Source organism: Mariniflexile aquimaris (genome assembly GCF_042676825.1).
Classification (GTDB): Bacteria; Bacteroidota; Bacteroidia; order Flavobacteriales; family Flavobacteriaceae; genus Mariniflexile; species Mariniflexile aquimaris.
Window position 1 is genome coordinate 1 of sequence record NZ_JBHTIB010000012.1, and the last position, 12780, is coordinate 12780.

General features: G+C 32.6%; 10 protein-coding genes. All 10 read right to left on the minus strand.

Annotation, left to right across the window (positions count from 1 at the left end; all coding sequences use genetic code 11):
- Nucleotides 1–196: 196 nt before the first annotated feature.
- Nucleotides 197–1411 (minus strand): ABC transporter permease, encoded by a 1215-nt coding sequence (locus ACFQ0I_RS08015; protein WP_379941076.1) that lies wholly within the window; start codon nucleotides 1409–1411, stop codon nucleotides 197–199.
- A 1-nt stretch (nucleotide 1412) separates the two neighbouring features.
- The gene (locus tag ACFQ0I_RS08020; RefSeq protein ID WP_379941078.1) at nucleotides 1413–2582 is read right to left on the minus strand and encodes an ABC transporter permease; all 1170 of its coding nucleotides are present in this window, start codon (nucleotides 2580–2582) and stop codon (nucleotides 1413–1415) included.
- A 1-nt stretch (nucleotide 2583) separates the two neighbouring features.
- Nucleotides 2584–3576: an HlyD family secretion protein gene (locus tag ACFQ0I_RS08025; RefSeq protein ID WP_379941080.1), complete on the minus strand. Its 993-nt coding sequence runs from the start codon at nucleotides 3574–3576 to the stop codon at nucleotides 2584–2586.
- Nucleotides 3577–3580: 4 nt separating this feature from the next.
- The gene (locus ACFQ0I_RS08030; RefSeq protein ID WP_379941082.1) at nucleotides 3581–4960 is read right to left on the minus strand and encodes a TolC family protein; all 1380 of its coding nucleotides are present in this window, start codon (nucleotides 4958–4960) and stop codon (nucleotides 3581–3583) included.
- A 5-nt stretch (nucleotides 4961–4965) separates the two neighbouring features.
- A complete protein-coding gene (locus tag ACFQ0I_RS08035) occupies nucleotides 4966–5553 on the minus strand; it encodes a TetR/AcrR family transcriptional regulator (RefSeq protein ID WP_379941083.1) in 588 nt (195 codons plus the stop codon).
- 337 nt (nucleotides 5554–5890) lie between these two features.
- Nucleotides 5891–6127 (minus strand): DUF6095 family protein, encoded by a 237-nt coding sequence (locus tag ACFQ0I_RS08040; RefSeq protein WP_379941085.1) that lies wholly within the window; start codon nucleotides 6125–6127, stop codon nucleotides 5891–5893.
- Nucleotides 6114–6935, minus strand: coding sequence for an N-acetylmuramic acid 6-phosphate etherase (gene murQ, locus ACFQ0I_RS08045; RefSeq protein WP_379941086.1), 822 nt, complete (start codon nucleotides 6933–6935; stop codon nucleotides 6114–6116). The genes ACFQ0I_RS08040 and murQ overlap by 14 nt, the downstream gene beginning before the upstream one ends.
- 86 nt (nucleotides 6936–7021) lie before the next feature.
- Complete coding sequence (locus ACFQ0I_RS08050) at nucleotides 7022–7840, minus strand: DUF4249 domain-containing protein (protein ID WP_379941088.1); 819 nt, start codon at nucleotides 7838–7840, stop codon at nucleotides 7022–7024.
- Between the two features lie 3 nt (nucleotides 7841–7843).
- Nucleotides 7844–10219: a TonB-dependent receptor gene (locus tag ACFQ0I_RS08055; RefSeq protein ID WP_379941090.1), complete on the minus strand. Its 2376-nt coding sequence runs from the start codon at nucleotides 10217–10219 to the stop codon at nucleotides 7844–7846.
- Between the two features lie 74 nt (nucleotides 10220–10293).
- Complete coding sequence (locus tag ACFQ0I_RS08060) at nucleotides 10294–12504, minus strand: NADP-dependent isocitrate dehydrogenase (RefSeq protein ID WP_379941092.1); 2211 nt, start codon at nucleotides 12502–12504, stop codon at nucleotides 10294–10296.
- Between the last annotated feature and the right edge of the window lie 276 nt (nucleotides 12505–12780).

Here is a 12780-nt window from a genome sequence, read left to right on the forward strand (position 1 = left end):
AGTCCCCCATAAAAAGATACAACGGATAGCGCGGTTTTTATGTTTTATAAAAACTTGCCATAATAACACTAGAGCCGATTATTTAAAATAAAAAATCCCGTAAACAATTAAGTTTCGGGATGCTTTTAAGTTTGACTTCTTGCGATATAAGTTCTACATCATTTTATTCTAGATTTTTGAATTATGAAGGGTTTATTTACACTATCGATATATTTTGTTTACTTTCTTTTATGGCGATCCTTTTTAAGGTAAAAACGGCTAGTGTAAAATATATGAAAGTTAATAGCCATAAAGATTTCCATTCTGGAAGGATATTTGAAAATGAGGCTTCCATTTGTGAGAGTTTTATAAATCCGTCGATGCCAGAGGTTGAAGGTAATAATTTGCCTAAGTATTGATAGAAAACAGGAAAGCTTTCGGTTGGAAACGATAAACCACTGAGCATTAATGATGGAATGGATAGTAGTACTAAAAATATAATGGAATCTTCCCGTTTTTTGAAAAAGGACGTAATAATTATTCCAAGAAATACAACTGCCAGTATGTAGGGAATTAAAAATAAGTATATAAGAAATATGGATGATCTTATTGGGATTCCGAAAAGACTATATACAATGCCAATTTGAATTGGAATTATTAGTATAAATAACATGAGATACAAAAATGATTTACCTAGCAAAATTGGAATTGTACCACCAAAATGTAGTAATCTGGGGTAATGTGTTGTTAGATTAGAGTTTTCGTTTCTTGACCCATATAATAAGCCCATAGCCATGAGTATGACTAGTTGAACTATCAACGCTGTGAGCATGGGTATTAAATAGGTTGCATAACCAGAATTAATATTGAATAAGCTTGTTGAGATTGGTTTTATGGGTGCATAATATTCGGTTGCTTGGGCGATAGATTTTCCTTTTAAAATTTCCTTTTTTATGGCAATTCCGGCATTAAAATAGCTCGTTATAATAGAAACATCGCCTAGCACCTTTTTATAAAATAGCATGTTGGAAGCATCTGAAAAACTGATTACATCTGTTTGCTTTCCTTGTTTTATGAATTTTTCAAAATCCTTAGGTATAATGATTATACCCATGACCTTTTTAGAATAGTAGGCTAATTTAGCTTCTTCTAAATCACTATAATTTGGGAATGTTTGTATTCCAGACGAGGCATCTAGCATAGAAATATAATCTCTACTTAATTTAGATGCGTCTTCATTAACTATTGCTACAGGAACTTCTCTAATAACTTGTTTGGAATAAATTGACGTATAAAGTACAAGAATTACAAAACAAACAGAAAAGAAAATGGCAAAAACAGCTTTGTCCTTATAAATAGCATCTAGTTCTGTTGTTACAGTGTTCCAAAATGATATTTTGGTTTTGTAATATGTTTTAATGGTTTTTTTCATTTTAAATGCTCGATTTAAACACTCCGTATACAAAAAGATTTTTTAAATTTTTCCAAGCTAGAAATAGGGTAATGGTAAATAATATGAGAAGTATTGCTAATGAAACTAGCGAATAGTATACTGGGAATCCTTGTTGTGATTGTTCTAGAAGAAAATTAAAAAAATGGGTGAACGGAAAAATTTGACTCATCCATTGTAATAGTTTTGGCATTCCAAAAATAGGGAAGGTAATACCTGAAAACGATAAGCTTACCGCTGCAAAACCGGAGCCTATTGTTAAGGCAGTTCTAAAACTTTGACTAACAGATAAAATTAAAAGCGCAAAAGATTGGGTAGTAATAATGAATAATAACAATCCTATAATGATTGCTAGTTTACTACCGTTTAATGGAAAATCATGCCATACAAACATGCTATACAGCATTATTAAACCCACAAAGAAGAACCAAATGGTATAGGGGATTAGTTTTCCGAGAATTAATGGTGATAAATGTCCATTAGATATTCTTAATAATTTAGTTCCTTTCCCATATTTTAAATCTATTCCGAAAATATAAATGGTGGTAAGTATGACGAAAATGTGGAAAAACAAGGTTAAAAAGCCAGTATTTAAATAATATGAATAATTTGTATAGGGGTTTGAAATAACATGACTATTTAAATTTACTGCTTGATAATTGATTAATGCCTGTTGTTTAGACATTCCAGATTTCATTTTTTTTTGAATAAAAATGCCGGCGGAAATTGTTCCAATTACTTTATTGAATGCTTTATTTTCTAAACCGCCAGGTAATAAAATATTGCTATTATATTGATTGATAATATTTACTTGCTTACCATTTTTTAAATGATTTTGTATGTCTTTAGGAATGGTAATTAAACCAATAGCTTTGCCTGTTCTAATTAATTCTTCACCGTCTTTTTCGCTTAATGGATAAAAGTCAACTTGTAATTCTGGGGTGGCATCTATTTGGGCAATGATATTTCTTGACATGGCACTGTTGTCATGATCTATAACAGCAATGGGTAAATCGCGAACAACCCCATTTTTAAATAATCCATGAAAAAATAAAAAAGAAACAAAAGGAAGAATAATAGCAAAAATAATTATTGTTCTATTGTTTAGTAACAGCGCAATTTCTCTTTTTGCTATTCTTTTTACAGGATTCATATTATTTATTAAATTGAGAATAATCTATTAAAATACTCATACCTGGTCTTAAATCTGTTTCTTCTGAAATCGGAGACGCTTTAATTTCGAATGTTCTTATATCGAAATCTCCAGTGGCTTTTGTGGCATTCCATGTAGCATATTCGCCTAATGGGGCTATGTAATAAACTTTAAATTTTACTTGTTTGTTATTTAAAGCGGGTATGGTAGCGACAAATTGGGAGTTTTTCTTAAAATTTAAAAAATAGGTTTCCTTTATATTTAATGTTGCATAGCTGTTTTTTAAATCTACTAAATGAACGACGGGATAACCTGCCGAAATTAACTCACCTTCTTCTGGTAAAAAGTTTAAAACTTCGGCATCAATCGGAGCATTTATTCTGGTTTCATTTTTATAATCTTGAACTTCATTTAAAGCACCCGTAGCTTGTTTCACTAATCCTTCTGCAGCAGTAATATCTTCTTTTCTGGCACCATTTGTAGCCATTTGATACATGCTAAAAGCAGCTTCTTGATCGTTGATAGCTGCTTTCATTTTTGCAAACACTTCATCTTTCTGTTGTTCAGAAATTAAGCCGTCTTTAAATAAATTATCGATTCTGCTATATGTTTTTTGCATCACATTAGCGGCCGATGTTGCTTTATCATAAACGCTTTTAGCAGCTTTAATTTCTTCAATTCTGGCACCATTTGTTGCCTTGGTTTTTTGTGCGTTTGCTGCTTGTTGTGCTCCCAAGGCTTGTTGTTCTTTGGCTAGTATTTCAGGACTTTCAAGTAAGGCTAATAATTCGCCTTTTTTCACACTTGTTCCTTCTAGAACCATAAATGTTTTGATTCTTGTTGGCAATTTAGAGGATAAATATATTTCTTTCGCTTCAATTCTCCCTTGTAATACGATGTCTTTAGGTTTAACCAATAGCCAAATACCGGTTAACACTAAAATAGCAATACTTATTATTGTTAAAGTTAATTTTATTAATCTTGGATTTTTCATTTTTCTATTGATATTGATTTAATAATGTGTCTGTTTTTCCGGAGAGTACCATGAGTTCACCGTATGCAACGTTATATTCGTAAAGTGCTTTTATTTTCTTTAATTGAATTTCTGATAATTTTAAAGTAGCATCTACGACGTCTATTGAAGTTCCTGTGCCTTCTTCAAAAGCCCGTGTTCGCATGAATTTTAATCGTTGTGCGTAGGATTCGTTCGTATCTAAACTTTCATATTGCTCTAACTCCTTTTGCATGGTATTAAACAGCTTTTCAGAATAGGTAGTCAAATCCAGTTTTGCTTGCTTTTCAATGGCTTCAACTTGATTGATTTTGAATTTGGAAGCTTTGATTTTATGTTCTGTTTGAAAGCCATTAAATATTTCCCATTTCGCACCAATTCCAACCATCCATTTGGTGTTTTCTGCCAAGGGTAAATTATCTGTATATGGAATATAATTACTAAAAACGCCAATGCTAGGGTACAAATGACTTTTTTCTAACTTTACGCCAATTTCTGCCAATTCATGATTTTTCTCTATTGTTTTCAGTTGGGTATTGCCAGTTAATACATCGGTTTTAAATTCCTCAAATGAATTGATAATAGATGGTTTATTAAAGTTTGTAGAAATTTGAGATATATTAGTAATTCCGATGGTGTTTTCTAAAGCAGTAGTGGCCAATGCAACATCTTTTTGTGCAGCTTTAAGTTCTGTTTCGGCGTTTGATAAGGCAACTTTGGCATTTAGTGTTTCTACCTCTGGAATGATACCGTTTTCATAAAATTTTGTGGCTTGATTGTAATGCAGCAGAACGGTTTCATATACCTGTTGCCTTACGTGCTCTAATTCTTTGGCAAGTTTTAATTTAAAATAATAGTCGATTAGTTTTATAGTAAGTTCGTCTTCTGTTAATTGCGATGCGTTTTTAGCTAAATCAACCTTTATTTTTGTGGCTTTATTGTAGTTATTTATTTTACCACCTGCAAAAAGGGGCATTGAAAGTTCTACAACACCAAAGCTTAGATCTTTTTCCTGAAGTGTAAAATTCCAATCACCTAAAACCGAAGCGGGATCAGAAATACTTAATAAGCCTCCAACCATGTTTCTGGTGGAATTTAAATCCATCGTAATATCATTTTCTAGTCTTAAGTACGTCGCAGAAGCGCTAAGAGTTGGATATCGTAATCCCTTCGCTGCTTTTTGTTCTTCCTGCTTTTCACTAACTTCAAATAAGGAGGCTTTAATGTGGCCGTTATTTTGCAGCATGATATTATGTGCGTCTTGTAACGTTATTTCTTGGGCACTAAGTATGTTTATAGAGAGGAATAAAATGACAATGATTAAATTACTTTTTGAAGTTGAAATGTGTGAATTATAAAGTGTCATACTTATTAACTTTTTAGGATTTTCATAATATTCTGTGTTAGAAATTCTACGTCGTTATCGATTTTTTCTTTTAAATCAAAAATGTTTTTACGCTTAAAATTGAGATAGTCGATGGTGTAAAGAAAAACATGGTAATACACTTGATACAAACTTATTGACTCGGATATTTCACCAGATTTCAATCCGATTTCGTGGATTCTAGCCAATACTTGAAGGCCTTTTTTTGATAAGTCTTCAGTAAGCGTAAAGTTTTCGTTATGCAGTAATTGGTAATAAAATTGCGAGGCTATAGGTTCGTTAATATAGTTTACAATTCTATTTTGAATAAATGCTTTAATTAGGTTTTCAACCTTAGATTCGTTTAATGCAAGAAGAAATGAGATCTCAGTATAAATGGAATCCATTTTTTCATAATATAATTCATTTATTAAATCTTGTTTTCCGGCGTAGATTCTATACAGATAGCCACCACTAACGTCGGCATTTTTAGCTATCATGGCAATGGTTGTAGCTTCAATACCGTTCTCTACAATGGTTAACATGGTAGCTTCTTTTATTCTTTTAATTTTATCCTGATCGATTTGTCGAGCCATAATTAGTGCATTAAAATTAATAATTACAAATATATGAATAAACATTCATTCATTTAAAAAAACAACAAAATTATTTAATTTGGTTAGTCCCTCATATTTTATTTAGAATTAATTTATATGATTGAAAAACTCAACACAAAGGAATTTAGTAGGGCTTAAATTGTACCAGTGATTGATGATTTGGGACTTGTGAAAACGGAAAACAGTAACACTTACCTAATATTATCGCAGGCTAACTGCCATGCAATACAAAACATATTTTGGATGGGATATAAATGCCTATTAAAGATTATGAGTTTGGTTATAATTTTAAAAGCATCGAAACAAGGTCGTTAAATTAATTGTTCTTTTTGAACATGCTATTTAAAATAATTTTAAGTCCTTTAAAAATAAGAAATACAGCAAAAGCAGAAATTAAACTTCCAAAAATAAGAATTGGCATGTAAAGTGGTTTTTCAGGATTACTTAAAGCTACATGCAGTAGGGTAGGTCCCATAAATAAGCTTAAAAGCGCAAATATTAAAGTTTTTACACCTTTAAAAAGTAATTTTTTATCTGTTCTACTCGTTTCCATCTTTGTAAATTTTAATTGCTGTGCGTACGTTTTTATGTGTGTTTAAAAGAATTTTGGCTTCTTCTTCAGAGATATTAAGTTCCATCATAATCATTTTTGTACCCCTATCTACTAGCTTATTATTGCTAAGCTGCATATCAACCATTTTATTACCTTTTATATGACCTAATTGAATCATGGTTGTGGTTGTAATCATGTTTAGCACTAGTTTTTGAGCTGTACCAGCTTTCATTCGTGAACTTCCAGTAACGAATTCAGGACCAACAATAACCTCGATAGGATACTGTGCTGTTTGGGAAAGCGGACTGTATTTATTGCAGGTAATACACCCCGTAATAATATGATGATCATTGCACGCCTTTAAGGCTGCAATAACATAAGGTGTGGTTCCAGAAGCTGCGATACCTACCACCACATCTTTTTTAGAAATGTTGTAGGATTTCAAATCTTCCCAACCCTGTGTTGTAGAATCTTCGGCGAATTCCACAGCTTTTCTAATAGCGGAGTCGCCTCCAGCAATAATGCCAATTACTAAATTATGTGATACGCCGAATGTTGGAGGACATTCTGAGGCATCTAAAATGCCTAAACGTCCACTGGTTCCTGCACCCATATAAAATAAGCGACCACCATTTTTTAATTTAGAAACAATAATGCTCACTAAAGCTTCAATTTGAGGTAATGCTTTTTCTACAGCTTGAGGTACATTTTTGTCTTCATTATTAATGTTACTTAACAATTCAGAAATGCTCATCTTTTCTAGATGATTGTAATTAGAATCTTGCTCGGTTGTTTTGGTAAAACTCATGCTTCAAAAGTACATATTTTTTAGTTCTTAACGCTGTTTGAATTTGTAGTTATTGGGTTTGCATTTTTGACAAAAATTAAATACATCTAATTTACAATGTATCTAAAAGTAGATACTTCTGATACTCTGAAATACCCTAGCGGAAAATTGTCTGGATTAGTTTGATTAATGCAATTACCTCTAATGGTAGTGGGTTGTGTTTGAAATGGATCGCCAGAGTTATTATCGTCGTTCTGTTGAAGCAAAATACTCATGTATTCAAAATGTTGTTTTGATATACCGTGGTTTTTAATTATCAGTTCGTCTCCAGACTTAAGATCTTCATACGATTGAAATGCAAATATTCTATTGCCGTCTGTAAATTCATCATCATACACATCGATATTTAATTCGTTAGCATTTGTATTTACATATTCGAATAGGTAATAATTTTTTGTATTTGCTGGGTCTGTATAGTATGCTTTTATTTCCGTGTCTTCGCCCGAAAATCCAGCATCGTTTTTTTGTTCTACGTATTCTATTGGAACCACGGGCATTAAAGTTTCAGTACCCGTATAAATTTCGTTGTTGTATAAAATTGTAAGCGTATACACACCATTTATTTCTGGTATAAAATTAAAATTTCTATAAATACCAGTGTTTTCTTCTTCAATAAATTCAAAAGTGTTGTTTTTTGTGTCGGTTACTTTCACGACAGCACCTGTTGCAGGCGGAACACTCGTATCGTAATATGGAGCCGTGAGACTCAATTTAATAAATTGGGTTTTGCCATTAGTGTTTTTAATCCAACCTAACGATGCATCTATTACTAATTTTTGTTCTGATGTTTTTAAATTCAATTCAACTACTTCTTCACAGTTAAAAACTGAAAGACAAATAAATATTATATATATTAAATTTTTCATAGCCTAAAATTTAAAATTATATGAAATGGATGGTACAATTCCAAAAATGGAAAGTTGAGTCGCTTCATTAACTCTGCTGTCCTCGTTCTGACCAAATGCGATGGATGCGGCATTTTTACGATTGTACGCATTATAAATACCAAAAACCCAATAGCTTTGCCAATCTTTACTTTTGTTAACTTTTGGGGTGTAGGTGAAGGAGATATCGAGACGGTGATATGAGGGTAGTCTGTCTGAATTTCTCGCATTGTAGGTCGGTACGCTTATGTTATTATAAACATATTGCCCGTTTGGAAATGTAGCAGGTTGCCCGGTTTGAAATAAAAAATTGGTATTTAGTTGCCAGGTTTTATTGAACTCGTAGCTTCCTGTTACAGAAATATCATGAGTTTTATCGTAAGCTGTTTGGTACCATTTACCATTATTTATACCCAATTCGGTGTCCGTTTTACCTTTGGTTTGCTGTTCCGATTTTGATAGGGTATACGCCAACCAACCTTTTAATTTACCTTCATTTTTCTTAAAAAGCAGTTCTAATCCATAAGATCGGGCTTTCCCATTTAAAATAACCTGTTCAATAGCGTTATTGGCAATAAGATTGGCACCATCTATATAGTCAATTCTGTTTTTTACGGTTTTATAAAAACTTTCAACTTCTAAAGAATAGTTCTGGTTATTAAAATTTTTAAAGTAGCCAATTGCATATTGATCGAGTAATTGCGGTTTTACATATTTACCACTCGGTGTCCAAACATCTAAAGGCGTTGGTGAACTGGTGTTAGATAATAAATGTAAATATTGACTCATTCTGTTATAACTCGCTTTCACAGAATTATCAGAATTAATTAAATAAGAAAACGATAAACGAGGTTCTAAATTGAAGAATTTAGCAATAACATCACTTTTTTTGTAATACAGTGTGTCGATTGGTTCTGCCTTTTCATAAATTTTAAAATCTTCATTAAATAGCACAGGTTGGTTATTTTCGTAGATGTTGAGTCCGTTTTGCCCTAATCTTAAAAAAGAACTAAATCGCAAACCATATGATACTGAAAGTTTGTTGGTTACCTTGTGTTCGGCATCTATATATACAGCATTTTCTAACGCAAATTTATCTGTAAGTTTAAATGAGTTTATTCCTGAAGTTGGGGTAGTTGGATTTATTTCTCCTGGATTAAACTTGTAATAAATACTGTTTAAACCGTATTGAAGTCTAAACTTATCGTTAAGATAGTGTTTGAAATCGTATTTTACATTAAAGTTTTTAATGGCTGAAACCCAATCGAATTCCACAAAATTTAGCTTTAATCCGTAGTAATAATCGGAATAAATTAAAGACAAGTTTGTAAATAGTTTATCTGAAAATAAATGATTCCATCTAAAATTTAAAACCGAATTCCCATAGGTGTTTTCGAACGTGTCGTTAATGTTAAACACGTCACGACCAAAATATCCCGATAAATAAATATTGTTTTTATCGTTTAATTTGTAACTTAATTTGGTATTTAAATCGTAGAAGTAGGCAATGTTATCAATGTCAAAAAGAGGTAAAAATAAGTGTGCATAACTCGATCTGCCTCCTAAAAGAAACGATCCTTTATCTTTTTTTAAAGGACCTTCAAGTAATAATCTGCTGGAAACTATACCTATGCCGCCATTGGCATGAAACTCTTTACTGTTTCCATCTTTTTGATAAATATCTAAAACCGAAGACACTCTTCCGCCATATCTCGCAGGAATTCCACCCTTATAAAGTTTTAAATCTTTAATAGCATCGGGGTTAAACACCGAGAAAAAACCAAATAAATGAGACGAATTATAAATAGTTGCTTCGTCTAAAAGTATTAGATTTTGATCTGCCGAACCGCCACGCACATTAAAACCAGAAGATCCTTCACCTGCAGACGTAACACCTGGTAGGAGCGTAATGGCTTTAATAATATCGGCTTCGCCTAAAACAACAGGTATTTCTTTTATAGTTCCTGAGGTTAAGCTGTTAATACTCATTTGTGGTTTTTGAATATTAAGACTCTCCACATTTTGAGTAATTACAACTTCTTCTAAATTCTCTAAAGCATCACTTAAACTAAAATTTTGAGTGCTGTTTTCGGTAAGTATGATGGTTTTAGTTATGGTTTGAAACCCTAAATAACTAATAACAACTTTATAGGTGCCTTTTGGAAGTGTTATCGAATAAAAACCATATTCATTGGTCGATGTTCCAGTCTGTGCCTCAGGAAAAAATACACTAACACCTATTAAAGATTCGTTGCTTTTTTCTTCTGAAATAGTTCCTTTTAAAGTAAATTTTTCTTGTGCTGCTGAATAATGATTACTAAAACTGAAAATAAAAAGAAAACATAATACTATGTTTTTCATATAATCCTTTTTTTACAAAAGTATAAAAAAAAAGCTCCTTGAAAAAGAAGCTTTTTAAATTGATATTTTAATTCTTAGTTAAGAATTTTGTTTAATGTTTTGCTAGGTCTCATGGCCGCATTTACTAATGCCTCATTTGGTTCGTAATAGCCGCCAATAGTTACAGGTTTTCCTTGAATCTCTATAAGTTCTTTCACTATAACAGATTCATTTTTAGCTAATTCCTTGTAAATGGTGTCGAATTCTGATTTTAATTCGGCGTTTTTAGATTGATTTGCCAGAGCTTCTGCCCAATATAAAGCAAGATAGAAATGGCTTCCTCTATTGTCTAATTCTCCCGCTACACGCGACGGTGATTTTCCGTTGTCGAGTAGTTTTCCGGTAGCCTCATCTAAAGTATCGGCTAATATTTGCGCTTTTTGGTTGCTCTTAGAAATCGCTAAATGTTCTAAGGAAACGGCAAGGGCCAAAAATTCTCCTAAAGAATCCCAACGTAAATGATTTTCAGATAAAAATTGTTCAACATGTTTTGGAGCAGAACCACCTGCGCCGGTTTCAAATAAACCACCACCATTCATTAATGGAACAATTGATAACATTTTTGCGCTCGTTCCAACTTCTAAAATCGGGAATAAATCTGTTAAATAATCGCGTAACACATTTCCTGAAACCGAAATAGTATCTTTTCCTTCTTTAAGTCTTTCGCAAGTAAATAGGGTAGCTTCAGCAGGTGCTAATATTCTTAAATCTAAACCAGTTGTATCGTATTCTTTTAAGTAAGTATTTACTTTTTTAATTAATTCTGCATCGTGTGCTCTTTTTTCATCTAACCAGAAAACGGCAGGAGTTTCGGAAGCTTTTGCACGTGTTACTGCTAATTTTACCCAGTCTTGAACTGGTGCATCTTTAGTTTGGCACATTCTCCAGATATCGCCAGCTTCCACATGGTGTTCTAATAGTGTGTTTCCTGAAGCATCAATAACGCTTACTTTACCATTTGAAGCAATTTCGAAGGTTTTATCATGCGAACCATATTCTTCAGCTTTTTGAGCCATTAGTCCAACATTAGGAACAGTTCCCATGGTTGTTGGATCAAAAGCACCGTGTTTTTTACAAAAATCGATGGTTGCTGAATATATTCCGGCATAACTACTATCTGGGATAACAGCTTTGGTATCTTGAAGTTGTCCTTCGGCATTCCACATTTTTCCAGATGTACGAATCATTGCTGGCATAGAAGCATCAATAATTACGTCACTTGGTACGTGTAAGTTTGTAATACCTTTATCACTGTTAACCATTGCTACGGCAGGACCATTTTTAAAAGCAGCATCTATATCGGCTTGAATTTCACTTCGTTTTGACTCTGGTAATTGTTGTAGTTTTTCAACCAGATTTCCAAAACCATTATTAACATCAACACCTATTTTTTCGAGTGTTTCAGCATGTTTTGCAAACACATTTTTGAAAAATACTTTTACCGCATATCCAAAAATTATTGGGTCGCTCACTTTCATCATGGTGCCTTTCATGTGTAATGAAAACAACACGTCTTTTGCCTTGGCATCATCTATTTGAGCTTCTAAAAAGCTTAACAACGCTTTTTTGCTTAATATGGTAGCGTCAATTATTTCAGCTTTTAATAATTTAAAACTATCTTTTAAAACGGTAGCTGTACCATTTGAATCGGTATGAACAATTTTAATACTTGTTGCTTCTGGAACGGTTACAGATTTTTCGTTATGGAAAAAATCACCCGATTCCATGGTGGCAACATGTGTTTTAGAATCGCTGCTCCACGCACCCATAGAGTGTGGATACTTTTTAGCATAATTTTTAACGGCTTTTGGAGCACGACGGTCTGAATTTCCTTCGCGAAGTACCGGGTTTACAGCACTTCCTTTTATTTTATCGTATCGCGATTTAATATCTTTTTCGGTATCATTTGAAGCTTCATCCGGATAATTTGGAATGGCAAATCCTTGAGATTGCAATTCTTTTATCGCTGCTTTTAGTTGCGGAATAGAAGCACTTATATTCGGTAATTTAATAATATTAGCTTCAGGACTTTTAGCCAATTCACCAAGAATAGCTAAGTCGTCTGAAACTTTTTGATCTTCTTTCAAAAAATCAGGAAAAACAGCTAAAATTCTTGCCGCCAAAGAAATATCTTTCGTTTCAATGTTAATATCAGAAGACTTTACAAAAGCCTTAACAATTGGTAAAAAAGAACGTGTTGCCAGGGCTGGAGCTTCATCGGTTTTTGTATAAATGATTTTTGACATTAATGAGATGGTTTAAATATTATTAATTAGCTGTTTATATTGAACACGATTTACTATATCGTTTTCGCGCTGCGAATATACGAAAATTGAGATTTAAAAATACCCATGGGCATCTTATAAAAGCTACAATGTTACGAAGTTTTAATATAATATCAAAAATGCTAGGTGCCAGTAAGAATTTATTAAAAAACTAATGAAGATGTTATAAAAAACAAAAGCCATATCACTGCAGATGTTACTCTCGCTTTGACATGGCTTTCTTTGAAATAACATAAC

Bases quoted from the DNA above. Each gene is read 5' to 3' on its own strand.
- ACFQ0I_RS08035 (WP_379941083.1), bottom strand. From the start codon at position 5,553: ATGGCTCGACAAATCGATCAGGATAAAATTAAAAGAATAAAAGAAGCT.
- ACFQ0I_RS08050 (WP_379941088.1), bottom strand. From the start codon at position 7,840: ATGAAAAATTTAATATATATAATATTTATTTGTCTTTCAGTTTTTAAC.
- ACFQ0I_RS08055 (WP_379941090.1), bottom strand. From the start codon at position 10,219: ATGAAAAACATAGTATTATGTTTTCTTTTTATTTTCAGTTTTAGTAAT.
- ACFQ0I_RS08030 (WP_379941082.1), bottom strand. From the start codon at position 4,960: ATGACACTTTATAATTCACACATTTCAACTTCAAAAAGTAATTTAATC.
- ACFQ0I_RS08025 (WP_379941080.1), bottom strand. From the start codon at position 3,576: ATGAAAAATCCAAGATTAATAAAATTAACTTTAACAATAATAAGTATT.
- ACFQ0I_RS08020 (WP_379941078.1), bottom strand. From the start codon at position 2,582: ATGAATCCTGTAAAAAGAATAGCAAAAAGAGAAATTGCGCTGTTACTA.
- ACFQ0I_RS08040 (WP_379941085.1), bottom strand. From the start codon at position 6,127: ATGGAAACGAGTAGAACAGATAAAAAATTACTTTTTAAAGGTGTAAAA.
- murQ (WP_379941086.1), bottom strand. From the start codon at position 6,935: ATGAGTTTTACCAAAACAACCGAGCAAGATTCTAATTACAATCATCTA.
- ACFQ0I_RS08015 (WP_379941076.1), bottom strand. From the start codon at position 1,411: ATGAAAAAAACCATTAAAACATATTACAAAACCAAAATATCATTTTGG.
- ACFQ0I_RS08060 (WP_379941092.1), bottom strand. From the start codon at position 12,504: ATGTCAAAAATCATTTATACAAAAACCGATGAAGCTCCAGCCCTGGCA.